The 22,334-nt window shown below is 66.6% G+C and carries 22 protein-coding genes; 2 read left to right on the plus strand and 20 right to left on the minus strand.

The window, feature by feature from the left end:
• Positions 1 to 69 precede the first annotated feature (69 nt).
• The 10 genes from hisIE to hisS all read right to left on the minus strand — a co-directional run bounded on the left by hisIE (position 70) and on the right by hisS (position 9,679).
• Positions 70 to 693 (minus strand): bifunctional phosphoribosyl-AMP cyclohydrolase/phosphoribosyl-ATP diphosphatase HisIE, encoded by a 624-nt coding sequence (gene hisIE / locus QE395_RS10235; protein WP_093534487.1) that lies wholly within the window; start codon positions 691 to 693, stop codon positions 70 to 72.
• Positions 683 to 1,459: an imidazole glycerol phosphate synthase subunit HisF gene (gene hisF, locus QE395_RS10240; RefSeq protein ID WP_093534485.1), complete on the minus strand. Its 777-nt coding sequence runs from the start codon at positions 1,457 to 1,459 to the stop codon at positions 683 to 685. The genes hisIE and hisF overlap by 11 nt, the downstream gene beginning before the upstream one ends.
• Positions 1,453 to 2,187 (minus strand): 1-(5-phosphoribosyl)-5-[(5-phosphoribosylamino)methylideneamino]imidazole-4-carboxamide isomerase, encoded by a 735-nt coding sequence (gene hisA / locus QE395_RS10245; RefSeq protein WP_306988898.1) that lies wholly within the window; start codon positions 2,185 to 2,187, stop codon positions 1,453 to 1,455. The genes hisF and hisA overlap by 7 nt, the downstream gene beginning before the upstream one ends.
• Positions 2,184 to 2,786: an imidazole glycerol phosphate synthase subunit HisH gene (gene hisH / locus QE395_RS10250; RefSeq protein WP_093534481.1), complete on the minus strand. Its 603-nt coding sequence runs from the start codon at positions 2,784 to 2,786 to the stop codon at positions 2,184 to 2,186. The genes hisA and hisH overlap by 4 nt, the downstream gene beginning before the upstream one ends.
• On the minus strand, positions 2,783 to 3,856 hold the full coding sequence (gene hisB / locus QE395_RS10255) for a bifunctional histidinol-phosphatase/imidazoleglycerol-phosphate dehydratase HisB (protein ID WP_306988900.1): 1,074 nt from the start codon (positions 3,854 to 3,856) through the stop codon (positions 2,783 to 2,785). The genes hisH and hisB overlap by 4 nt, the downstream gene beginning before the upstream one ends.
• Positions 3,853 to 4,941, minus strand: a complete 1,089-nt coding sequence (gene hisC, locus QE395_RS10260) for a histidinol-phosphate transaminase (protein ID WP_306988903.1) — start codon at positions 4,939 to 4,941, stop codon at positions 3,853 to 3,855. Before hisC ends, hisB begins: the two co-directional genes overlap by 4 nt.
• Positions 4,938 to 6,233 (minus strand): histidinol dehydrogenase, encoded by a 1,296-nt coding sequence (gene hisD, locus QE395_RS10265; protein WP_306988905.1) that lies wholly within the window; start codon positions 6,231 to 6,233, stop codon positions 4,938 to 4,940. Before hisD ends, hisC begins: the two co-directional genes overlap by 4 nt.
• Positions 6,230 to 7,141: an ATP phosphoribosyltransferase gene (gene hisG / locus QE395_RS10270; protein ID WP_093534473.1), complete on the minus strand. Its 912-nt coding sequence runs from the start codon at positions 7,139 to 7,141 to the stop codon at positions 6,230 to 6,232. The genes hisD and hisG overlap by 4 nt, the downstream gene beginning before the upstream one ends.
• Before the next feature lie 11 nt (positions 7,142 to 7,152).
• Positions 7,153 to 7,479 (minus strand): YerC/YecD family TrpR-related protein, encoded by a 327-nt coding sequence (locus tag QE395_RS10275; protein ID WP_068851414.1) that lies wholly within the window; start codon positions 7,477 to 7,479, stop codon positions 7,153 to 7,155.
• 802 nt (positions 7,480 to 8,281) lie between these two features.
• Complete coding sequence (gene hisS / locus QE395_RS10280; protein WP_093534469.1) at positions 8,282 to 9,679, minus strand: histidine--tRNA ligase; 1,398 nt, start codon at positions 9,677 to 9,679, stop codon at positions 8,282 to 8,284.
• A 145-nt stretch (positions 9,680 to 9,824) separates the two neighbouring features.
• Here hisS and QE395_RS10285 point away from each other — a divergent pair, with 145 nt between their 5' ends.
• Positions 9,825 to 10,574 carry a helix-turn-helix domain-containing protein gene (locus QE395_RS10285; protein WP_093534467.1) on the plus strand — a complete coding sequence of 250 codons (750 nt, stop codon included), beginning with the start codon at positions 9,825 to 9,827 and terminating at the stop codon, positions 10,572 to 10,574.
• A 147-nt stretch (positions 10,575 to 10,721) separates the two neighbouring features.
• Here the strand turns inward: QE395_RS10285 and thrC are convergent, their stop codons facing one another.
• The 6 genes from thrC to QE395_RS10315 all read right to left on the minus strand — a co-directional run bounded on the left by thrC (position 10,722) and on the right by QE395_RS10315 (position 17,596).
• Positions 10,722 to 12,011 carry a threonine synthase gene (gene thrC, locus QE395_RS10290; RefSeq protein WP_306988909.1) on the minus strand — a complete coding sequence of 430 codons (1,290 nt, stop codon included), beginning with the start codon at positions 12,009 to 12,011 and terminating at the stop codon, positions 10,722 to 10,724.
• Between the two features lie 32 nt (positions 12,012 to 12,043).
• Positions 12,044 to 12,958: a homoserine kinase gene (locus QE395_RS10295; protein WP_306990472.1), complete on the minus strand. Its 915-nt coding sequence runs from the start codon at positions 12,956 to 12,958 to the stop codon at positions 12,044 to 12,046.
• Positions 12,959 to 12,972: 14 nt separating this feature from the next.
• Positions 12,973 to 15,495, minus strand: a complete 2,523-nt coding sequence (gene thrA, locus QE395_RS10300; protein ID WP_306988911.1) for a bifunctional aspartate kinase/homoserine dehydrogenase I — start codon at positions 15,493 to 15,495, stop codon at positions 12,973 to 12,975.
• A gap of 87 nt (positions 15,496 to 15,582) precedes the next feature.
• Positions 15,583 to 15,720 carry a hypothetical protein gene (locus QE395_RS10305; RefSeq protein ID WP_306988913.1) on the minus strand — a complete coding sequence of 46 codons (138 nt, stop codon included), beginning with the start codon at positions 15,718 to 15,720 and terminating at the stop codon, positions 15,583 to 15,585.
• 126 nt (positions 15,721 to 15,846) lie between these two features.
• Positions 15,847 to 16,794 (minus strand): DMT family transporter, encoded by a 948-nt coding sequence (locus tag QE395_RS10310; RefSeq protein WP_306988915.1) that lies wholly within the window; start codon positions 16,792 to 16,794, stop codon positions 15,847 to 15,849.
• A 73-nt stretch (positions 16,795 to 16,867) separates the two neighbouring features.
• The gene (locus QE395_RS10315) at positions 16,868 to 17,596 is read right to left on the minus strand and encodes an AraC family transcriptional regulator (protein WP_306988917.1); all 729 of its coding nucleotides are present in this window, start codon (positions 17,594 to 17,596) and stop codon (positions 16,868 to 16,870) included.
• A 143-nt stretch (positions 17,597 to 17,739) separates the two neighbouring features.
• Between QE395_RS10315 and QE395_RS10320 the strand changes: the two genes are divergently transcribed.
• On the plus strand, positions 17,740 to 18,225 hold the full coding sequence (locus QE395_RS10320; protein WP_306988919.1) for a GNAT family N-acetyltransferase: 486 nt from the start codon (positions 17,740 to 17,742) through the stop codon (positions 18,223 to 18,225).
• A 6-nt stretch (positions 18,226 to 18,231) separates the two neighbouring features.
• On the opposite strand, the gene QE395_RS10325 is transcribed toward QE395_RS10320, so the two are convergent.
• The 4 genes from QE395_RS10325 to QE395_RS10340 form a co-directional block, all read right to left on the minus strand.
• Positions 18,232 to 18,516: a hypothetical protein gene (locus tag QE395_RS10325; RefSeq protein ID WP_068851393.1), complete on the minus strand. Its 285-nt coding sequence runs from the start codon at positions 18,514 to 18,516 to the stop codon at positions 18,232 to 18,234.
• A gap of 154 nt (positions 18,517 to 18,670) precedes the next feature.
• A complete protein-coding gene (locus QE395_RS10330; protein ID WP_093534455.1) occupies positions 18,671 to 19,120 on the minus strand; it encodes a PA2169 family four-helix-bundle protein in 450 nt (149 codons plus the stop codon).
• 252 nt (positions 19,121 to 19,372) lie between these two features.
• Positions 19,373 to 19,495, minus strand: coding sequence for a hypothetical protein (locus QE395_RS10335; protein ID WP_255220500.1), 123 nt, complete (start codon positions 19,493 to 19,495; stop codon positions 19,373 to 19,375).
• A gap of 1,778 nt (positions 19,496 to 21,273) precedes the next feature.
• A complete protein-coding gene (locus QE395_RS10340) occupies positions 21,274 to 22,185 on the minus strand; it encodes a hypothetical protein (protein WP_306988922.1) in 912 nt (303 codons plus the stop codon).
• Between the last annotated feature and the right edge of the window lie 149 nt (positions 22,186 to 22,334).

Genomic DNA, 22,334 nt, shown 5'->3' on the forward strand with positions numbered 1-22,334 from the left:
GGGCGATTGTAAAGCCGCACATCATCCCCTGTGGCCCGTTTCAACGACGTTAAATAACGTGAGGCCCGCTCAACCGGCGTGGCGGGCCACCAGCACCCCCACCGCATCCTGCAGCGACAGCCCACGGGCGCGCAGCAGCACGGTGAGGTGGAACAGCAGGTCGGCCGATTCGCCCAGCAATGCACCGTCGTCCTGCACCACGCCAGCCAGCGCCGTCTCCACGCCCTCTTCGCCGACTTTCTGCGCGATCCGGCGCAGACCCTGCTCGAACAGGGTGGTGGTGTAGCTGTTGGCCGGGCGCTGCTGTTCGCGTTCGCGCACCAGCGCGTCGAGACGACCGAGGAAGTTGCCGGGCGCCTGCGCGAAGCAGCTCTCGCTGCCGGTGTGGCAGGTCGGGCCAGCCGGGCGCGCGCTCACCAGCAGGGTGTCGCGGTCGCAGTCCACGCGCACGGCGACCACCGCCAGCACGTTGCCGGACGATTCGCCCTTGGTCCACAGCCGCTGCTTGCTGCGGCTATAGAAGGTCATGTGCCCGGTTTCCAGGGTCAGCGCCAGCGATTCGGCGTTGGCGTAGCCCAGCATCAGCACCGCGAGCGTGTCGGCGTCCTGCACCACCACCGGCAACAGCCCATCGCCCTTGGCCCAGTCCAGCTGTTCCAGCGACTCACGGGAGGGCAATACTTCAATAGACATCACGAACCTCGATCTGCTGCTCGCGCAGGAACTGCTTGAGCGCGGGAATGGCAATGGCGCCACTGTGGAACACGCTGGCGGCGAGGGCGCCGTCAACATCGGCCTGGTCGAACACATCGGCAAAGTGCTGCATGTCGCCGGCACCGCCGGAGGCGATCAGCGGCACGCTGCACAGCGCCCGCGCCTGGCGCAGCTGGGCCACGTCGTAGCCGCGGCGCACGCCGTCGCTGTCCATGCAGTTGAGCACGATCTCGCCGGCGCCACGGCGCTGGGCTTCCACCAGCCAGTCCAGGGTCCGCACCGGCACCGCCTGGGTCTTGTCCGGGTCGCCGCTGAAACGGCGCACGCGCCACTCGCCATCGGGCTCGCGCACCGAATCGATGCCGACCACCACGCACTGTACGCCGAAGGCATCGGCCAGCTCTTCGATCAGCGCGGGGCGGCCCAGCGCCGGCGAGTTGATCGAGATCTTGTCCGCGCCGGCATACAGCACGCGGCGGGCGGTCTCCACGTCGCTGATGCCACCCGCCACGCAGAATGGAATGTCGATCAGCCGCGCGATGCGCTCGATCCAGCCCACGTCCACCGCGCGCCCTTCCGGGCTGGCGCCGATGTCGTAGAACACCAGCTCGTCGGCGCCCTGGTCGCGGTAGCGCAGCGCCAGTTCGGCGATGTCGCCCATGTCCACGTGATCGCGGAAGCGCACGCCCTTGACCACGCGGCCATCGCGCACGTCCAGGCACGGAATCAGCCGGCGGCTCAACATGCCAGCGCCTCCTGCAGGGTCATGCGGCCTTCCAGCAGCGCCTTGCCGAGGATCGCCCCGCCGCAGCCGACCGCCTTGGCGTCGGCTACGTCTGCGGCACTGCGTACCCCGCCCGAGGCCTGCACCGCTACGCCAGGCAGCAGGTTGGAGAGATGACGGTAGAGGTCGATGTTGGGGCCGGACAGCATGCCGTCGCGGGCGATATCGGTGCACAGCAGGTGGCGCATGCCGGCCTGCGCATAGCGCTGGGCCAGCTCGTCCAGGGTCACGTCGGCGGTTTCGGTCCAGCCATGGACCGGCAGCAGCCAGCGGCCGTCGTCGGCCTGGCGCGCGTCCAGTGCGATGGTCAGGCGGTCGGCGCCGAACGCCTGCAGCCAGCCGATCACGGTCTCCGGCTCGCGTACCGACACCGAGCCCACCACCACGCGCGCCGCGCCGGCATCCAGCAGCCGCGCCACATCGTCGCGGCGACGGATGCCGCCACCGGTCTGCACCTTCAGGCTACTTTCGCTGGCAATTGCGCTGAGCAGCGGGGCCAGGGTGTAGCCGCCGGCACGCGCGGCGTCCAGGTCGACCAGGTGCATCCAGCTCGCACCCGCTGCAGCGAACGCCTTCGCGCGCGGCAGCGGATCGTCGCCGTAGGTGGTCTGCTGGGCGTAGTCGCCCTGCAGCAGGCGCACCACGCGCCCCTCACGGATGTCCAACGCGGGATAGACGGTGAAACTCATGCGGGTTCGTTCTCGAGGAAGTTGCGCAGGATCCGCGCGCCGGTGGCGGCGGAACGCTCGGGGTGGAACTGCGCGCCACTGTGGCGGCCGCGCTGCACCACTGCCGCGAACAGGCCGCCGTGGTCGCAGGCGGCCACGGTGTGTTCGTTCAAGGGGGCGGCATAGCTGTGCACGAAGTAGGCGCTGGCGCGGTCGGCCACGCCGTCCATCAGCGCGGCCTGGCGCAGCGGCAGCAGCCGGTTCCAGCCCATGTGCGGGACGCGGATGCCGGTCGCCGGGTGCAGGTGGCGGACCACGCCCGGCAGCAGGCCCAGGCATTCCACGTTGCCCTCTTCGGAGTGTTCAAACAGCAGCTGCATGCCCAGGCAGATGCCCAGCAGTGGGACCTGCAGCTCACGCAGCGGCTGCACCAGGCCCTGCGCATGCAGGCGTGCCATGCCGTGCGGCGCCGCGCCCACGCCGGGCAGGATCACCCGCGATGCGCCGCGCAGGCCCGCCGCATCGCGCACCAGTTGCACGCGTGCCCCCAGTCGCTCCAGTGCGTAGCGCACCGAGCCGAGATTGGCGCCGCCGGCATCGATGAGGGCAACGTCGGTCACAGCGCCCCCTTGGTGCTGGGCAGCGCCGTGCCCTGCCGTGGCAGCGCCTGGCGCAGTGCGCGGGCCAACGCCTTGAAGCAGGCTTCCACCTTGTGGTGGTCGTTGTCGCCGCGCACGCTCAGGTGCAGGTTCAGGCCCGAGGCATCGCACAGCGACCGGAAGAAGTGCGGCACCAGCTCGGTCGGCATGTCGCCCACGCGCTCGCGCTTGAACTCGCCTTCGAACACGAAGTATGGGCGGCCGCTGAAGTCCAGCGCGGCGCTGGCCAGGGTCTCGTCCATCGGCAGGGTGAAGCCGTAGCGGCCGATCCCGCGCTTGTCGCCCAGTGCTTCGCGCAGGGCTTGGCCCAGCGCCAGCCCGGTATCTTCGATGGTGTGGTGCTCGTCGATGTGCAGGTCGCCTTCGGCCTGCACGCTCAATGCAAAACCGCCGTGCTTGCCGATCTGCTCCAGCATGTGGTCGAAGAACGGCAGCCCGGTGTGGGTCTGCGGTTCGGCGGTGCGGTCCAGGTCGACCTCGACCCGGATGCGGGTTTCCCTGGTGTTGCGCTGTACGGTGGCGCGGCGTGGCGCATCGGCCAGTTCATGGGCGATGCCGTTCCAGTCCCACTCACCACCAAACTGTCCGGTGCGCAGCTGGAAGCCACGGATGTTCATGTTCTGCGCGAACTGGATGTCGGTCGGGCGGTCACCGACCATGGCCGAGCGCGCCCAGTCGATGCTGCGGTCCTGCAGGTACGGCAGCATCATGCCGATGCCGGGCTTGCGCGTGGGCGCGTTGTCGTGCGGCCAGGTGCCATCGATCAACACCTCACGGAACACAATGCCCTGGCTGGCGAAGATCTGCAGCATCAGGTCGTTGGGGCCGTCGAAGGACGCCTGCGGGTAGCCTTCGCTGCCCAGCCCGTCCTGGTTGCTGACGATCACGAACTGGTAGCCGGCATCGCGCAGCTTCAGCATCGCCGGAATCACATCGCGCACGAAGCGGATCTTTTCGTAGGCGTCGATCTGGAAATCGGCGGGCTCTTCTATCAGGGTGCCGTCGCGGTCGACGAACAGGATGGGGGTCATGCGGCGGCCCTCCGGGCGCTGAGTACCTGGAGCACGCGGTCGTTCTCCTCCGGGCTGCCAACGGTGATGCGCAGTGCATCGTACAGTTGCGGCGCGGCGCGCTGGTCGCGCACCACCACGCCAGCGGCGAGCAGCGCGTCGAACGCGGCCTGGGCGTCATTGAAACGCACCAGCAGGTAGTTGCCCTGCGAGGGGTACACGCGGACCACGTCGGGGGCCTGCTGCAGGGCCGCCGCCAGGCGGCCACGCTCGGCCTTGATCTGGGCCACGCGCGATGCGGTGACCTCGAGCGCGGCCGGTTCCAGCGCGGCCAGGGCCAGTGCAGTGCATGGCGCGGGCACCGGGTACGGGGCCTGGCAACGGCGCAGCGTCTGGATCAACGCGGGGGCGGCGATCAGGCTGCCGATCCGGGCGGCGGCCAGGGCGTGGGCCTTGGACAAGGTGCGCAGCACCGCTACGTTGTCACGGTGCGCCAGCAGGCTGGTGGCCGATGCCTGCTCCGCGTACTCGCCGTAGGCCTCATCCACCACCACCAGTGCCCTGCCCTGCAGCGCCCGGGCAACGCGTTCGATGTCGTCCAGCGAGATCGTGCTGCCGGCCGGGTTCGACGGCGTGCACAGGAACACCAGCTTGGCATTGCCTGCCAGGGCGGCGGCGATGATGGCGTCGATATCCGCCTCCAACGCATCCCCGGCATCCCGCAGCGGCACTTCCAGCAGCGGTGCATTCTGCAGGCGCGCGCACACCGCATACATGCCGAACACCGGCGGGGTCACCAGCACGGCGTCGCGGCCGGGTTCGCACAGTGCGCGCACCAGCAGGTCGATGGCTTCATCGCTGCCACGGCCGATCAGCAGTTGGTCGGCGGAGCAGCCGTACAGCGCGGCCAGCCGCGCGCGCAGCGCTTCGGGTTGCGGTTCGGGGTAGCGGCGGGCGATGCCCTGCGCGTCGGCAGGATTGGCCCAGGCCGATTCATTGGCGTTGAGCCATACGTCACCCACCAGCGCGCTGCTGCGTGCCGAGGAATACCCGGCGAACGCGCGCAGGTCGCTGCGCACCAGGTCGAGCACGGTACCGTCGCTCATGCGGCCGTCTCCATGCGCAGTGCCACCGCGTTCTCGTGCGCGTCCAGCCCTTCGGCACGCGCCAGCACGCGCGCGCAGTTGCCGATGGCGGCGATCCCCTGTGCGGTGGCGGCCTGCACGCTGATCATGTTCTGGAAGCTGGCCACGCTCACCCCGCTGTAGGCGCGCGCGGCGCCGGCGGTGGGCAGCACGTGGTTGGTGCCGCTGCAGTAATCGCCCAGCGCTTCGGGGGTGTAATCGCCCAGGAACACCGAACCGGCCGCTTCCACCTGCGCCAGCCAGTCGCGCGGTTCGCGCAGCGCCAGGATCAGGTGCTCGGGGGCGTAGCGGTTGCTGATCTGGAAGGCCTGTACCAGCGAATCGACCAGGATCAGCCGCGAGGACTGCAGTGCCTGCGCGGCGATGTCGGCGCGCGAGAGCTGCGCCAGCTGTACCTGCACCTGCGCCTCGACCCTGGCCAGCATGTCGGCATCATCGGTGAGCAGCAGCACCTGCGAATCGGGCCCGTGTTCGGCCTGCGAAAGCAGATCGGCGGCGACGAAGGCGGGGTTGGCGCCGGCATCGGCGATCACCAGGACTTCGGAAGGGCCGGCCGGCATGTCGATCGCCGCCGCGCCATCCTGGGCCACCTGCTGCTTGGCTTCGGTCACGTAGCTGTTGCCCGGGCCATACAGCTTGTCGCAGGTAGGTACGCTGGCCGTTCCGTAGGCCATGGCGGCAATCGCCTGCGCACCGCCCAGTTTGAACACGCGGTGCACGCCGGTCAGGCGCGCGGCCACCAGCACGGCCGGATCGGCGCTGCCATCGCGGCGCGGCGGCGTGCACAGCACCACTTCACGGCAGCCGGCCAGCTGCGCCGGCACGCCGAGCATCAATGCGGTGGACGGCAGCGGCGCGCTGCCCGCCGGCACGTACAGGCCGACGCGGCCAATGGGCCGCACCATGCGTTCGCAGCGCACGCCCGGCGCGGTTTCCACCGCATAACCCTGGCTCATGCCGGCCTTGTGGAACAGGCGGATGCGCTCGGCGGCCTCGGTCATCGCTTGGCGCAATTCGACCGGTACCGCACGCTCGGCGGCGGCGAATTCCTCATCATTCACTTCGAACGAGGCCGGGGCCACGCCGTCGAAACGCAGGCTGATTTCGCGCAGGGCGGCATCACCATCATCACGCACCGCCGCGATCAGCGCGGCCACCGATTCGCGGGTACGCGCGGCCACGGCCTGCGCCGGGCGCTGCAGCGCCTGTGCCTGTTCGCTGTCGCTCAACTGGGACCATTGCAGACGATTCATGCCAGCGACCGCTCCACGCTCAACACCATCAACCCCTGGGCGCCTGCGCGCTCCAGCTCTTCCAACCGCTGCCAGGTCAATGCGCCGTGGCACATGGTTTGCAAACGCAGGTGGCCGCCATCATCGGGCAACTGCACCAGCGGGTCGGCATCGGGCAACAGGCGGGCCAGTTCAGACACGCGGTCCAGTTCGGCGCGGAACATCAGCAGCTTGCTGTCCTGCAGCTTCACCACGCCGTCGAGGCGGCGCAGCAGCATGGCCATCAGGCCAGCGCGGGCATCGTCTGGGGTTTTCACCGGGCCGGCCAGCACGGCTTCGCTTTCCAGCAGCGTTTCCACCGGCTTAAGCTGGTTGGCGGCCAAAGTGGCGCCGCTGGAGACAAGGTCGCAGATCAGGTCGGCGGTGCCCAGCCGCGGAGCGATCTCCACCGAACCGGACAGCTCCACCACCTGGGCATCCACGCCGCGCTCGGCCAGCCAGTCGGCCAGGATCGCGGGGTAGCTGGTGGCGATGCGCTTGCCGGCCAGCTGCTGCACGCCCTGCCAGTCCCATTCCTCGGGCACGGCCAGCATCAGCCGGCACTGGCCGAAGTTCAGGCCGCGCAGCGCCTGGTAGGCATCCGGCAGGCCAATGCGGCGGCGCGCAGCGCCCTGCTCGTCCAGTTCATTGCGGCCGACGATGCCGAAATCGCAGACGCCATCGGCGATCAGGCCGGGGATGTCGTCATCGCGCACCAGCAGCAGGTCCACCGGCAGCGATTCGCCGTAGCAGAACAGCTTGTCGCGGCTCTGCCGCCAGCTCAGCCCGCAGGCGGTCAACAGGCTGCGCGCCGGTTCGGCCAGGCGCCCGCTCTTCTGGATGGCAATACGCAGCCGGTCACGTGCCGGGGCGGTCTGGGTTGCACTCATGGGGGAGGTCTCTACTCGGATTCGGGGGCTGCAGGCGTGGCGGTCGCGGCAATGGCGGCGGCATAGCCGCCGTGGCCATGGTCCAGCGAGCGCGCCACGCGCCCGGTGGTGGTCACGCTGACACCGGTCAATTCATGGATTTCGCGATACGGCACGCCCTGCCGCAGCAGCGGCACTACCTTCCAGCGGTCGGACAGCGCCTCCAACTCGGCCGGGGTGCACAGGTCGCGCAGGAACGCAGTGACCTGCCCGGCGCTGGACAGGCCGGCAAAGGCGCCAGCCAGGCTGTCCAGGTCGGCCTGGGGATCTTTCTCACGGGGGACAGGGCGGATTTTCATCGTATCAATGTAATAGCGTGCTATTACATTAGCGCAAAAGCGTCCTGATGCCAAATCGGCTTGAGCTTTCTGGTTCCTCCGTTCAGGTTAAGGCCCTCATTCCAGCGGGGAGCGAGCTAAGCGATCCGTCGCCGGGCGCTGCCCGGCTGGCGATGGATCTGCGCGAACAGCTGGTGGCCTTTGCATGGCCCGAGCTGGGCCGGCGGGTGCGGGTATGCGGGACACGCCGTGAACCCGTCCATGGGGGCTCGTAGAAAACATCCATGTTTTCTACGGTCCCGCATACCCGTCCCCGCCGACCCTCGACGGTGTGTTGGTGGCCACGGAACGTCAAAGGCCGGGTTCGATGTTTTTCTTGCGTTACCGGACGTTGAGTTGTTCAGTGCGGTCGTCTGGAAACCAACCCTGCCGCTGCTATCCATGACGTCCGCAGCGGTAGGGTCGGTCGTAAGACGACTGCCAGGAAGCCATCCACATGCGATAACGCATGACCCGGAAACGAAGACGCTTTCGCTGTTACCCCTGGCCACCAGCCACCCGTCGAAGGTGGGACGGGGCGGGTTTGCGGGACTGTCAAAAACATGGATGTTTTTGCCAAGCCTCCAAGGACGGATTCACGGCGTGTCCCGCAAACCCGCACCGTCCCGCCAAACCAGGGATAGCGTGCAAACAGGCTGTTCGCCGGGATGCATGGAAGCACCGGGCAACGCCCAGTGCACAGCGAAATCCCGCAATCAGACACCCAAAAACAACAACGGCACCCGAAGGTGCCGTTGTCACACAAGCATCAACCAAACCAGACTCACGCCATCGCGCGCGTCTGCTCCAGCTCCACCTGCAATGCACTGGCCAGCTCGTCGCGGGCAACGTCGAACTGCTGCTCGCGCAGCAGATCCTTCACCGCCACCACGCCGCGCGCCAGCTCGTCTTCACCGGCCAGCACCACGAAGCGGATGCCTGCCTTGGCCGCGTACTGGAACTGCTTGCCGATCTTCTTCGGCTCCATCTGCACTTCCGCGTTGATCCCGCCCACGCGCAGGCGACGGGCGATATCCAGCGAATCGGCCAGGCCGTTGTCGTCCATCAGCGCCACCAGCGCGTGCACGCTGCTGTCTTCGATGCCTGCGATCAGCCCCGCCTCGCGCAGCTGCCAGAACAGGCGGGTCAGGCCGATGGAAATGCCCACGCCCGGCAGCTTGGACTTGCTGTAGTGGCTGGCCAGGTCCTCGTAACGGCCGCCCGAACAGATCGACCCGATCTGCGGGTGGTCGGTGAGCGTGGTTTCGTACACCGTGCCGGTGTAGTAATCCAGGCCGCGCGCGATCGAGAAGTTCAGGCAGTACGCCGTTTCCGGCACGCCCAGCGCCTTCACCAGCTGCAGCACCTCGCGCAGCTCGGCCACACCCAGCTTCAGCGTCTCGCTGGCAGTGCCATCGGCGATCAGCGCGTCCAGCTGCGCCAGCGCGTCAGCGTGGCTGCTCGAGCGCACCGCCACGAACGCCAGGATCCGGTCCACCTGTTCGGCCGGGATCGCAAAGCCTTCGCCGGTCAGCGTTTCGCGCACGTAATCCGGGCCGCGCTTGTCGAGCTTGTCGACCTCGCGCAGCACCGCCATCTGCCGCTCGCCGTCGGCCACGCCGAGGCTTTCGAAGAAACCGCGCATCAGCTTGCGGTTGTTCAGCTGGACCGAGAAATCACCGATGCGCAGCTCCGCGAACACCGCATGGATGACCGCCAGCACTTCGGCGTCATAGCGCGTGCTCAGGCTGTCCTTGCCGATCACGTCGATGTCGCACTGGTAGAACTCGCGGAACCGGCCGCGCTGGGCGCGCTCGCCGCGGTACACCCGCTGCATCTGGTAACGGCGGAACGGGAAGGTCAGGTCGTGTTCGTGCTCGGCCACGTAGCGCGCCAGCGGCACGGTCAGGTCGAAGCGCAGCGCCAGCTCCGGCAGGCTCTTGTCACCCGCTTCGGCTGCATTGGCCAGCGCGCCTGTCGACTGCACGAAATACACCTGGCGCTCAGTCTCGCCACCGGACTTGGTCAGCAGCACGTCGGACAGCTCGAACACCGGGGTTTCCACCGGCAGGAACCCGAACCGCTCGTAATTGCGGCGGATGACGTCCAGCATGCGCTGGAACGCGATCTGCTCGCGCGGCAGCAGTTCCATGATGCCGGGCGGCGTACGGGGCTTGATCACTTGCGGGACTCCTGCGGGGGAACTTGGGGGAAGAGCGAGCTGCATATTCTAGCCGCAGCCGGGCCGCGCGGCCTTCATCGGCCGCGTCGAACTTGGCCAACGGCCGCATGACGTATCATAGGCAGGCCCCGCTCCCTGGTTCGACATGACCCGGCCCCACTCCGGAACCGCCGTTGCCGCTGTAGAAGATCCCGCACCGGGCTGCTCGCCGCTGCGTGACTGCCTGCACTGCTCGGTGCGCCACCTGGCCGTGTGTTCGGCGCTGTCGCCCGATGAAGTCCAGGCCCTGGAACGGGTCACGGTGTCGCAGCCGCTGCCGCTGGGGGCTACCCTGGTCCGCGCTGGCGAGGCCCGCCAACATGTCTATACCTTGACCGAAGGCGCGCTGCGGCTGGTCCGCACCCTGGCAGATGGCCGCCGCCAGGTCAGCGGATTCGTGCTGCCCGGTGATTATCTCGGGCTGACCGGCAGCGACCATCACCGCTACGACATCGAAGCCATTGCCGACAGCCGGGTCTGCCGCGTGGGCCTGGCCCCGATGAAGGACCTGCGCGCCCGCTATCCGCACCTGGAGCGCAAGCTGCTGCAGCGCGCCTGCCAGGCGCTGGATGAAGCAGCCGATGCCGCGCTGGCGCTGGGCCGCCTGCAGCCTGCCGAAAAGCTGGCTGATTTCCTGCTGCGGCTGGCCGCGCGTGAAGCGCGGCTGGGCGGGAATGGCTTGCGGGTGATCCTGCCGATGGGGCGCAGCGACATTGCCGACCATCTTGGCCTGACCATGGAAACGGTGAGCCGCACGTTCACCAAGCTGCGGCAGCAGGGCTTGATTGCCCTGCCCCACCTGAACACTGTCGAGATTCTGGATGAGGCTGGGTTGCAGGTGCTGTGCGGGGGCTGAGGGGCGGCTTCGGTCATCTTTAAACTCCGGACGGGTGTGGATCAGCCGAAACAGCACGGTTTTTGAGGCTTGCGCCGCGCGTCGCGCGGTGGTCGACCAACGGTCGACCCTACGAATTGCTACGTCCTGGGTTGGGATCTGGATACATCAGGACAGCAGGAATTCGCGCAGCGCCGCGTAATGCGGTGGGCAGGGTTCGGCGTGCGCGGGGCGTTCCAGCAGCGCCGACAGTGCTGGCGGCACCTCGATGGGGCGACCGATCAGCGGTTCCACCACCGATTCGAATTTGGCTGGATGTGCGGTTGCGGCGACTGCCCAATGGCCCTGCACGCCTTCGGCGCGCAGTTGTTCCAGCAGCTTCACCGCCGTGGCGGTATGCGGGCAGAAGACCTCGCCGGCTGCCGCATGGCGCCGGGCGATCAGTTCGCGGATCGCCGCATCGTCAACCGCCTCGACGCGGAACGCCGCGCGCAGTGCATCGTCGTCTTCTTCATACAGCCAGCGCAGCCGCTCGAAGTTGCTGGGCGCGCCGACGTCCATCGCGTTGGCCAGGGTGGCTACGCTGTGCAACGGCCGGTATCCACCGCCGTGGAAAAAGCGCGGCAGCACGTCGTTGGCATTGGTGGCCAGTGCGATCTGCCCCAGCGGCAGGCCCATCGCGCGGGCAAGTACCGCTGCCATCGCGTTGCCGAGGTTGCCGGTTGGCACCACCAGGTTCAGTACCTCGCCGGTCGCCTCATGGTGGGTCAGCGCCGCGTCGGCGTAGTAGCTCATCTGCGGCAGCCATCGGCCGAGGCTGATGCTGTTGGCCGAGCTCACGGGAACCTCTGCCTGCAGCTCGCGGTCGCTCAGGGCCTGCTTCACCATCGCCTGGCAGTCGTCGAACGAACCGGCCACGCGCAGCGCGTGGATGTTGTCGCCGAAGCAGCCCAGCTGGTGCGCCTGGCGCGGCGATACCCGGCCATCGGGATACAGCACCACCACGCGGATGCCCGGCTGGCGATGGAACGCGGCCGCGACGGCCGCGCCGGTGTCGCCCGAGGTGGCCACCACGATGGTCAGCGGGCGGGCACGGTCACGCTGGAGCTGGGCCAGGCTGGCCGCAAGGAAACGCGCGCCGAAATCCTTGAACGCGGCGGTCGGCCCATGGAACAGCTCCAAGACGTGGTCGCCCGAGGTGGCCAGCGCACGCAGCGGTGCCGGGAAGTTGAAGGCCTCCGCGCACAACGTGGCCAGGTGGGGCGCGAGCGCGTCGCCGGCGAAGAACGGCGCAAGCACCACTTCGGCGTTGCGCGCCAGGCTGCCCTGCGCCTGCCAGCGCTGCGGCTGGGGTCGCTGCTGCGGAACATACAGCCCGCCATCGGGGGCCAGGCCGGCGGCGATGGCCGCACTCAGGGTGGCTGCAGGGGCGGCGTGACGGGTCGAAACGAATTGCATGGAAGATCCTGGCAGAAGAGTGGAAAGCGCGCTCACAGCAGGCATGCCCCGGGCGCATTCAACGGCGATACCCAGCCCTGGCTGTCGAAACCAGCAACGGCAAAAGCGGCCTGCACGGCGTGTTGCGCGGCCTGCGCCGCCGCTTGGCTGTCAAACCACGCGAACACGCTGGGGCCGGCCCCCGAAATGCTGGCGCCCAGTGCACCGGCCGCCAACGCAGCGTCGCGCGCCGCGGCAAAGCCCTCGATGAGGCCGGCGCGACGCGGTTCCACCAGCACGTCGCGCAGGCCGGCGCGCACCAGCTCGGCATCTCCGCGGAAGCAGCCGCTCAACACCAGCGCCAGGTTCGCGCTTTGCGTGACGAATTCGGAAAGGAGGTAGCTGCCCTGCAGCGCCGCGCGCGCACGACGGGTTTCCAGGACGGCGTCTGGATGCACCAGCAGGCTGTACCACCCGGCGGGCACCGGGATGCTCACCAGCCGGTCCGCCGTGCTGAGCACCAACCCGCCCAGCAGCATTGGTCCGAGGTTGTCGCCATGCCGGCCGCCACTGGCCACCGCCTCACCGCTCAGCGCGAACGGATACAACGCCTCGCGCGACAGCGGCGTATCCAGCAGCGCATTGGCCGCCACCAGCGCGGCCACGCACGACGCCGCCGAGCCGCCCATGCCCGAGCCCAGCGCGATGCCCTTGTCGATCTCCAGTTCAAAGCCGAACGGCAACGCAAGCGCGTCGATCATCGCCAGCAGCGCCGCCCCTGCCGTGTTGTCGGCCGCCACCAACGGCAGATCCACCGTGGTGCCGCGGATCGCCAGGATCCGCACGCCCGGCGCGTCAGTGCGGCGCACGGTCACGGTGTCGCCCACGCCCGCGATGACATGGCCAAGGATGTCGAACCCCACCGCGACATTGCCCACCGATGCCGGTGAGAACGCGCGCGCCTCCAGCACGTCGTCTGCATTCACAGGCGCGCTCCTTCACCCGCAGCGACCCGCAGCACATCGGCAAACACGCCCGCAGCGGTCACTTCCGGACCCGCACCGGGGCCCTGCACCACCAGCGGGTTCTCGCAGTAGCGACGCGTGGTGAACTGCACCACATTGTCGGTCAGGCGCAGGTTGGCAAACGCATGGCCAACCGGCAGCTCCACCAGCCCCACCTGCGCCGCATCCGCTGACAGCCGCGCCACGTAACGCAGCACCGCACCGCGTGCACGCGCCTGCTCCAGCCGTTCGGCGAACACGCCGTCCACCGATGCCAGCCCGCGCATGAAGTCGTCCACGCTGGCCTGGCGCAGGGCCTCCGGCACCAGGCTTTCCACGCTGACCTGTTCCAGGCTCAGTTCACGGCCGGCCTCACGCGCGAGGATGACCAGTTTGCGCGCCACATCCACGCCGGACAGATCGTCGCGCGGGTCCGGTTCGGTGTAGCCCATGCCGCGCGCCTGCGCGACCAGTTCGGAGAACGGCACCTGGCCGTCGTACTTGTTGAACAGCCAGGCCAGCGTGCCGGAGAAGATGCCATCGACAGCCAGCACTTCATCACCGGTATCGACCAGGTCGCGCAACGTGGTGATCACCGGCAGCCCCGCGCCGACCGTCGCTTCGTAGCGGAACCGCGCGCCGGTGGCAGCGGCAGCCTCGCGGATGGCGTGGTAGCGCTGCAACGGACCGGCGCCGGCCTGCTTGTTGGGAGTGACCACATGGATGCCGGCCGCCAGCCAGCCGGCATAGCGGTCGGCGACATCGGCACTGCCGCTGCAGTCGACGATCAAGGCGTGCGGCAGGTGCGCCGACAGCAGGTGCTCGGTGAACTGGTCCAGGTCTGTCGCCTGGGCCTGCCCGGCGAGCGCAGCGCGCCAGTCGCCCTGCACGCCCCGCGCATCCAGATGCATGCGGCTGCGCGATGCCACCGCTCGCACGCGAAGGTCCACGTTGGCGCGCGTCAGCAGGGTGGGCTGCGCGACCAGCAACTGGTCAAGCAACGCCGCGCCCACGTTGCCAGGGCCAATCACGCCGACCGAGAAGGTCTGCGGCGACAGCCAGAACCCGGCGTGCGCCGCGCGCAGCGCCTTGGTCGCGTGGCGGCTGTCCACCGCCACCGAGATGTTGCGTTCGGAGGAGCCCTGCGCGATGGCGAGGATGTTCACCTGCGCACGTCCCAGCGATTCGAACAGGCGCGCGGCCACGCCTGGCTGCCCGGCCATGCCATCGCCCACCGCCGCCAGCACGCTGACATTGTCGGTGAGCTGCACGCGCTGCACCTGGCCCAGGCTGAGTTCGTGCGCGAACGCCTGCAGCAGCGCATCGCGCGCCCGCTGCGCTTCGGCCTGGCGCACCACGCAGCAGATCGAATGTTCCGACGAGCCCTGCGAGATCATCACCACCGACACGTGCGCGTTGCGCAGCGCGGCGAACACGCGCTCGGCCGTGCCGGGCACGCCGATGAGGCCGGTGCCTTCCAGGTTGAGCAGCGCCAGCTCCGGGCTCAGGGTGAGCCCCTTGATCGGGCCGGAGCTGGTGCGTTCGGCGGTGATCCGGGTACCGGGATGGTCCGGATGGAAGGTATTGCGGATGATGATCGGCAGGCCGCGCTCGATGGCGGGTGACATGGTCTGCGGGTGCACCACCTTCGCACCGAAATACGCCAGTTCGCAGGCCTCGTCGTAGCTCAGCGCTTCCAGCTGCACGGCTTCGGGCACCACCCGCGGGTCGGCCGAAAGCACCCCGTCCACATCGGTCCAGATATGCAGCTCATCGGCGTTGAACAGCGCGGCAAAGATCGCACCGGAGTAGTCACTACCGTTGCGCCCCAGGGTGGTGACCCGGTCACGGCGGTCGCGGGCCACGAACCCGGTGGCCACCACGCGCGCCGCCGGATGCGCGTCACGCCACACCGCCAGACGCTGCGCGCTCTGCACCCAGTCCACGTCCACGCCCAGTTCGCCACGGTCCACCACCAGCACCTCGCGCGCATCCAGCACGGCGCAGTCCTCGCCGATGCTGCGCAGGTAGTGGCCCAGCAGATGCGCCGAATACACCTCACCCAGGCCCTGCACGCGGTCCAGTACCTCGCTGGGCAGCTCACCGATCACTGCCAGCGCGCCCAGCACCTCGGCCAGATGGTCGAAGCGCGCATCCAGCCATTCCACCGTGTCGCCTGCATGCTCGCCCAGCAGCGCAACGGCGGCACCGCGATGGCGGGCGCGCAGTGCATGCCAGTCGTCGCGCCACTGCGGCGCGTTGTCGGCAGCGGCACCGGCCAGCGCGATCAGCGCATCGGTCACGCCCTTCATCGCCGATACCACGGTGACCTGCACCGCTTCGTCACGGGCCAGCAGCAGCTGGGCCACGTGGCGATAGCGGTCGGCGTCAGCCACGGAGGTGCCTCCGAACTTGTGCACGACCGTCGAGGTGGCCGCGCGCAGCGGCGCGGAGGAGGCAGGCGATGCAGGGGCATCGGGTGAAGCGGCGACAGAAGACATGCTGACCTCGATTCGAGGCCCCGCGTCATTCAGGCTGAAGGAGATCCCCCGCAACCTGATCTGGTGCGGGGCCGTTGTTTTCGGAAATTACGCGAAGACGACGGGCCGCACCAGGCGAGTGGTGACGGTGGTAATGGTGGCGGTACCGGTGGCCAGGGCAACGCTGCGCATGCCGCCGGTGAGGGCGGTGGAGCGAAGCGTGACGGTGGCGGCGGTAATGACCATGGACCAAGAAAACTACGCCGACCGGGTGCTTGTCAAGTGTTGCACCGCAAAAAGTCAAACGCGACGAACAGCAGGCATCGTCGGCCAAAAAGTTGCGAATGTGACCATCCAGGCCGCGCAACGGAATCAGCCGGCGTGCTCGGCCACCGCGCGTGGCGGCCGGTGTGCATGCGCGCACAACAGCACCCCGGAGACCAGGCAGACAATCGCGAGTGATTCCATCAGGGTCGGCCAGCGCCGCTGCCAGCCGAATCCATACAGCAGCGCGAACAGGGTCTCGAACACGATCATCTGCCCGGTCAGGGTCAGCGGCAGGTTGCGGCTGGCCCGGTTCCAACAGGCGTTGCCGAACACCGAGGCAACCACGGCCACCCCCGCGCTGATGACCCAGAACCACATCCAGTCGACTGGCGCGTGCGCGGGGCCTGGGAGGACAAACGCGCTGGGCACCAGCAGCAGCGCCAGCGCACCGGTGGCCACGCCGGTCAACAAGGACCAGTCGTGGCCGGAAATGTCCGGGCGCCGCGCCAGCCAGCGGCTGTTGCCGATGGAGTACAGCGCCCACGAAAACAGCGCACCAAACGCGCACAGCAGGCCGAGCAGGCGCTGGTTGGCCGAGCCCTGCGCATGCTCGGACTGCAGCGCCTCATAGCCCACCAGGCCTACCCCGAACAGGCACAGCGTCAGTGCGGGCGCAAGCTGGCGCAACGGCACTGCGCCCTGCTCGCGCACGCCCGCCACCGTCACCACTACGGGAATCAGCCCAACGATCAGCGACGCCGCCGCCCCGCCCGCCCACTGCACCGCATGGGCCAGCAGCACGAAGTACACCAGGTTCCCGGCAAGGCTCAGCCACATGAGACCACGCCATTCGGCCATGCCGATCCGCTCGCGCAGCTCACGCCAGCGGGGCGCCAGCAGCACCACGGCAATCAGTCCATAGACCAGATAGCGCCCGGCCGACAGCTGCACGGCGCTGAAATGGCTGAGCACCGCCGGCGCCAGGAACACCACGCCCCACAGCGCCCCGGCAGCGACGCCATTGGCGATACCCACACCCATCGAACGATTCATCAGCAGCCATGCGCCCGGCAGTAAAGAGACCGCGCCAGTGTAGGTGCCACGCGGCGGACCATCTTGACCCAGACTACTGCGAGTGCCGGAAGCGACGGCGGTAATCGGCCGGGGTCATGCCCCACTCCCGGCGCAGTGCGCGGGTCAATGCGCTCTGCTCGGAATAACCGGCGTGCTGGGCGATGTCGGCAATGGACGCATCACTCGCAGCCAGCTGCCCGCGCGCCCAACGCAATCGGCTGGCGCTCAACCAGGCCTGTGGGCTGAGCCCGAAGGCCTGGCGGAACACGGCATGCAACCGGCTGCTGCTGACCCCGACCTCACTGGCGATGCGCTCCACCGGCCACGCCTGTCCGGGTGCGCGTTCCATGCGCGCACAGACCGCCTGCAGCCGTGTTGCACTGCCGGCCAGCGAAAACGCCTGCAGCAGTCCGGGCAATTCGCATCGGACCGTGTCGTCGTTGACCCGTTCGTGTGCGCCGTCCGCCACCCGCTGCGCCATCGCGCGCACCTGCACTGGCAGGGCCAGCACGGGCTGGCGATGCAGGCGTTCGAGCGTGTCGTCGTCGAACATCTCCGCCGGGCAGTCCACGATCAGGAAGCGGTCGTCATCACTGGCGGCCTGGGCATGCCCGGCCATGGGCGCCACGAAGGCACCCTGCAGGGGGTCCAAGCGTGCGCCATGTCCTTCCAGCTCGAACGCCAATTCACCCCGCACCGGCACCACCCACTGCGCGAACGCGTGATGGTCCACGCTGGACGAGCGGCCATAGCGGCGAAGGTTGAACGCGGGTGAAGACATCGTGAGCGCAGGCCTGACCGAAGATCCAAGTCTGCGCGCGGTTGTCAAAACCTGCAATGCGTCACGGCAAGGGGCCAATACCCCAGTGGTATAACGGGGGCGTAGTCATGGGAAGTACCGTCGCGCCGTACAGGGAGTACCCGATGCCGTTTCTGACCCTGAGCCATGCACCGCACCTGTTGCCCGTTGTTGCACGCTGGTATTTCGACACCTGGGGCCACCGCGTGCCCGGTTGGACGCTGGAAGACGAACAGCAGCGGCTGGAAGTGTTCCTGCACGACAACGAGCTCCCCATGCTGCTGATGGCAACGGACAACGAGGTGCCCGTTGCTGCCGCGCAGCTCAAGTTCCATGAACGCACTGAACGCCCTGAGCGGCTGCACTGGCTGGGTGGCGTTTACGTGTGTCCGACGCATCGTGGCCATGCGCTCGCCAGCGACCTGATCGCGGCACTGATGCAGAAAGCGCAGGGCTACGGCGTGCGCGAAGTGTTCCTGCAGACCGAGCACGATGATGGTGGCCTGTATGCGCAGCTGGGCTGGGAGCCACTGGAGCGGCAGACACATCGCACGGGCGTGCCGGTGCGCATCATGCGCCGGGTACTGCCCCTCGCCCGCCAGGCAAGGTAGCCCGCCTCAGCGGAAGCGCACGGGCTGTGGTGCCGGGCGATCGGCAAGCGAGCCCATGGTGAAGGTGTAACCCGCCTTTTCCAGCAGCTCGCGCATGCGCAGCTCGGCCCGCTTCGGGTAGGCCAGCGAAGTGGGCGCATGCAGCGCATAGGCGGTCGAGCGGCCGTCCGTATCGCGGGTTACCGACGACTGGTTCGTCTCGCACGCGTTGGACCACAGGTCCTTGAGAACGCCAGGACCGATGGACTGGTTATTGCCAAGACGAAGCGTGAGCCAACGCATGTGTTCCATGAGCAATCCCGCCGGTAACTGTGATCGAGTATGCACCATATCCGACGGGGCCGTACGCGGGTGTGTGGAGTCGCTTGACCGGCTGATACGCAGACGCCCCGGCTGAACCGGGGCGTCTGCAGACAGGAGGGGCGACCGGGGTCGCCGCGGCCCGTTAGTGCTTCATGGCGTGCTTGCGGTTACGCATCACGTCGTGGGTTTCCTGGACCAGCGGCAGCAGGCGACTGACTTCCGCGCGGGCGGCCGGCGGGGTATCGCTGTCGGTCAGGGTGTCCTTGAACGCCTTCAGCAGACGGTCTTCGGATTCCTCCAGCTCGGCAACGTAGCCGTACTGGGTATCGCCCAGCGTGGCGCGGACCTTGCCGTAGAACTGCTGCATGGAGCCCACCACGGTGCCATGCTCGGCCGGCTTGGCGCCGGTGGCGGCAACCGTGCTGCTCAGCGAAGTGACAATCTGCGACTTGACGCCAGCAATCTTGGTAAACAGCGCGGACAGCTCAGCATCTTTTACCTTGTCGGCCGCTTCGGTGTAGAAGTCCTGGCCATCGCGGGCAATCTCGATGATGTCGTTGAGGGTATGCGCGGTCTTGGATTCGGTGCTCACTGATTTCTACTCCTGAAAGAATTTCGTGTTGACCCGTGTCGGGGTGAGTCCACTTTTCCGCAACTGCAATGAAGTCGGCGTGACCTTTGCGCCCTTGGACAATGCGGCGTTAAGTGTTGTCTGCGCCATGGAAAGCTGGCGTCGTCAGCACGTGTTCGCACCGAGACAGCGCCATCACGTTGGCGTGCAACCGATCCTCGCCACAACAAAAAAAAACGCCGCATTGAATGCGGCGTTTCAGCGACAAGCGTGTCATTCCTGGCGGGACGGAACCGGTGCCTCCAGCGGCGGCTCCGCCGGTGGAGGATCGCCTTCGGGCGGCGCTTCGCTGGGTGGCTCGGTGACCGGCGGCTCGCGCAGAGGCGGCTCTTCCATCGGCGGCTCTGGTGCAGCAGGAGACGGCTCGGGCGCAGGAACCTGAGCAACTGGTTGCCACGGAAATTCGAGACGGTTGTCCAAGGTCGACATGGGGGTTCCTTCGGTGGCGTCGAAGCAACCCTGACAGGTGGTTCGTCAATGGACGGCGAGGGAAGCGTGCAGACAGCGTCCTGCGGGACGTGATGGTGACCCCGGCCCGATTCGAACGGGCGACCTCCCCCTTAGGAGGGGCGACCAGCCAATGTGGGCTAAGGGTTTTGCCACAGCTTGCGCCAATGGTGTGCCAAACCTGGGCGGAGGGACTGCAACAAAGGCGGCTGGTCATTGGCTTGGGAAGCTCCAGGTCAGAAGCTTGTATTTCAATCACTTAGACCTAATTATCGCTCCGCAATCTAAGCAGACAGCTTTTCCAAATCACCGAGAAAAACGACTGTTTGCCGCGATTGCGGAGCGTTACTCTACATATGATCGGCGAATCATCCTCCTGCCTTCTAAATCCATCCGACGTGCTCATAGGGGCGCCAAACCATGCGTGGTCTGAGGCTTATCGTTCTACTTGCAGCCGGAACCTGGCCATCGGCTGGCTTGGCGCTGACCGCCGCCTGCAAGGAGCCTGCGGGGTACACTCTCGGCATTGTGCAAGGGCTAGGCGTTCGTCGCGTCATCGACGGTACTGACGCAATGACCGGTGGCACCTATACGCTGGTTTGGACACGTGGGGCGCGTAACGCGACGTTGATTTCACAGGGAGCTGGCGGCGGACCGCCCTTTACTGATGAAGGCGTTCGGATTCTTGAGACTGAGAAGCAGGTTTCGTTCCTGGTGACGTACCCGAATGCCGCCTGGCTATTCTCCCTCTTTCCGGAGCAAGGGCTGTTGCTCATCGGTTCTCAGTCACCTGGTCCACTCGGGGATGGCGCTGTCATGAAAGCGTTTAAGGCGAAGTGCGAGATCAGCGAGTAGCGCAAAAAATCCCGCCCAGGATGCAGCTGGTGCGTGGCTCAGAGTTCGAAGCTGTGACCCCTACCATGTCAAGGTCGCGGAGATCGGCAAAAACAACGACTAAGCTGATCGACAGCATCCGCGCAGTGGAGGTAGAGGAGTACAAGCGATCGCGATTGGTTTATCACAAGGCGGCCAAAGAATCTGTCGAAAAAGAGATACGACGGTTGAAAGCAGCCTTCAACCGCGGCGTCAAATGGAAGGAGCTCGACGTCAATCCGCTTGCCTCGGTCAAGGGACCTCGTGGCGTGCGGAGCGTCGCAGTGAAATTTTACGATCGGGAGGCTATGCGTAGACTGTACAGGGCCAACCGTCACGTCCTCCGCCATGGCTGTTCATGGCTCACACTGGGCTACGCCGGGGAGAAGTGATCGGGTTGCAAAAAGGCTCGCTAATCAGCGGCAAGCTGCTAGTAGAGAGAGACCCTGACCAAATATGCGCGGACGGACCAAGTCAGGCAAGTGGCGGGGCGTGCCGCTCAACCGATACGCTCGGTGGGCGCTCCGACATCTGGCTAAACCCTTGGAAACAGTCCATAAGCACACCGTCTCCGATTGGTTCAGGAAAATCTCAGTTCAAGCTGAGGATTGGCGGGCATCTCCACCGACTTCAACACACCTTCTGCGCACATGTGGTGATTGCAGGCGTGCCGCTGGGCAGAGTGCAGTTGCTCGCGGGCCATGCGGACTACGCCATCACCAAGTACCACGCGCACCTCTCTCCTGAAGGAGATGAATCGGCCGTCGCCAGCTTGAAGTACTAGCGATCATGCATCAGCCGCCCCTAACTATCTTGGCGATCGCTGCTGCGAGTTCCGCGATTACCTTGGGGTCGAGAGGATTATTGGAATCTCGCAACGAGGCGCCTTGTGCCCCGTCGGTCGTCGCGAGCATCCGCGCTGCTTCAAGCCGATATTCCGGACCTTCCGCCCAGGAAGTAATTAAAGCCACCTCCTTCAGCGCCAACATATCGAGATCCCTATTCAGCGCGCGAGAATCTTCAAGCGAAGCCTTGTATATCCGGAGGAAGAAGAACGCGAACACTTCAAGCATGATAACTACACCCAGCTTTGGCAGGTACAAAGATAGGAGCATCTGCCACGAAAGTTCCACCAAGTGAATCGGAGAGACCGCGAAAACTAAAAGAAGGACCACAGCGACCAAGGTGGTTGAACTGCCCGTCGCCAGGTTGACTCGCGCCCGCCGCTCAAGCAGTTCGGCTTGTTTCGACAGCCTGCGCTTGGCTTCAGTAAAAACCTCTCTGGACGCAATCAGGCGTACGTCTTCCTCCCGCCCAAAATTAGCTGCGGCTTCGAACGAAGGGTTGCCTGAGATCTTGAGCCTTTCCTCCAGTTTCTCTAGAACCGCCAGAACATCACCCTGCACTTGGTCTTGAGAAGATGAGAACGTTACGGTAGTCGTCGTGCCAAAAATAAGCCTCCCCTTTAGGTAAAGGCTGATCACCTCAGCGGTACCAAGTCCAACGAGCATCGCGGCGGGGATCACCAAATAGCCAGCCTTTACGTCCAACAATTCGCCCACGTACGAGGCCATCACCACCAATGTCAATCCAGCAGCAATAGCCAAACTGGACAGGAGCGCTCTGATGTTGTCCCTTCGCAAGGCATGGGCCTCCGCCTCGTCCCTCAAAAGCTTGATTCGCTCGTTGCTCGAACCGTTATCCATCACAGTTTCCTTGTGGTAGCTGCTTACGTTAGGGGTTCGAATTTTGCGGCGCCGCATTGCCGCCCAATTCGGGTTCGATTCCGTGTGCCAACTGTGCCAGTCCGTGAGTATTGAATGGCTATCTAGAGCACTTCGCCCAAACCAACTGC

Origin of the sequence: Stenotrophomonas sp. SORGH_AS_0282 (assembly GCF_030818125.1) — a bacterium.
In the GTDB taxonomy this organism is placed as follows: domain Bacteria; phylum Pseudomonadota; class Gammaproteobacteria; order Xanthomonadales; family Xanthomonadaceae; genus Stenotrophomonas; species Stenotrophomonas rhizophila_A.

Coding starts and splice junctions, on each gene's coding strand:
- hisIE (WP_093534487.1), bottom strand. CDS start 693: ATGTCTATTGAAGTATTGCCCTCCCGTGAGTCGCTGGAACAGCTGGAC.
- hisF (WP_093534485.1), bottom strand. CDS start 1,459: ATGTTGAGCCGCCGGCTGATTCCGTGCCTGGACGTGCGCGATGGCCGC.
- hisA (WP_306988898.1), bottom strand. CDS start 2,187: ATGAGTTTCACCGTCTATCCCGCGTTGGACATCCGTGAGGGGCGCGTG.
- hisB (WP_306988900.1), bottom strand. CDS start 3,856: ATGACCCCCATCCTGTTCGTCGACCGCGACGGCACCCTGATAGAAGAG.
- hisC (WP_306988903.1), bottom strand. CDS start 4,941: ATGAGCGACGGTACCGTGCTCGACCTGGTGCGCAGCGACCTGCGCGCG.
- hisD (WP_306988905.1), bottom strand. CDS start 6,233: ATGAATCGTCTGCAATGGTCCCAGTTGAGCGACAGCGAACAGGCACAG.
- hisG (WP_093534473.1), bottom strand. CDS start 7,141: ATGAGTGCAACCCAGACCGCCCCGGCACGTGACCGGCTGCGTATTGCC.
- QE395_RS10275 (WP_068851414.1), bottom strand. CDS start 7,479: ATGAAAATCCGCCCTGTCCCCCGTGAGAAAGATCCCCAGGCCGACCTG.
- QE395_RS10285 (WP_093534467.1), top strand. CDS start 9,825: ATGACCCGGCCCCACTCCGGAACCGCCGTTGCCGCTGTAGAAGATCCC.
- thrC (WP_306988909.1), bottom strand. CDS start 12,011: ATGCAATTCGTTTCGACCCGTCACGCCGCCCCTGCAGCCACCCTGAGT.
- thrA (WP_306988911.1), bottom strand. CDS start 15,495: ATGTCTTCTGTCGCCGCTTCACCCGATGCCCCTGCATCGCCTGCCTCC.
- QE395_RS10305 (WP_306988913.1), bottom strand. CDS start 15,720: ATGGTCATTACCGCCGCCACCGTCACGCTTCGCTCCACCGCCCTCACC.
- QE395_RS10310 (WP_306988915.1), bottom strand. CDS start 16,794: ATGAATCGTTCGATGGGTGTGGGTATCGCCAATGGCGTCGCTGCCGGG.
- QE395_RS10315 (WP_306988917.1), bottom strand. CDS start 17,596: ATGTCTTCACCCGCGTTCAACCTTCGCCGCTATGGCCGCTCGTCCAGC.
- QE395_RS10320 (WP_306988919.1), top strand. CDS start 17,740: ATGCCGTTTCTGACCCTGAGCCATGCACCGCACCTGTTGCCCGTTGTT.
- QE395_RS10325 (WP_068851393.1), bottom strand. CDS start 18,516: ATGGAACACATGCGTTGGCTCACGCTTCGTCTTGGCAATAACCAGTCC.
- QE395_RS10335 (WP_255220500.1), bottom strand. CDS start 19,495: ATGGAAGAGCCGCCTCTGCGCGAGCCGCCGGTCACCGAGCCACCCAGC.
- QE395_RS10340 (WP_306988922.1), bottom strand. CDS start 22,185: ATGGATAACGGTTCGAGCAACGAGCGAATCAAGCTTTTGAGGGACGAG.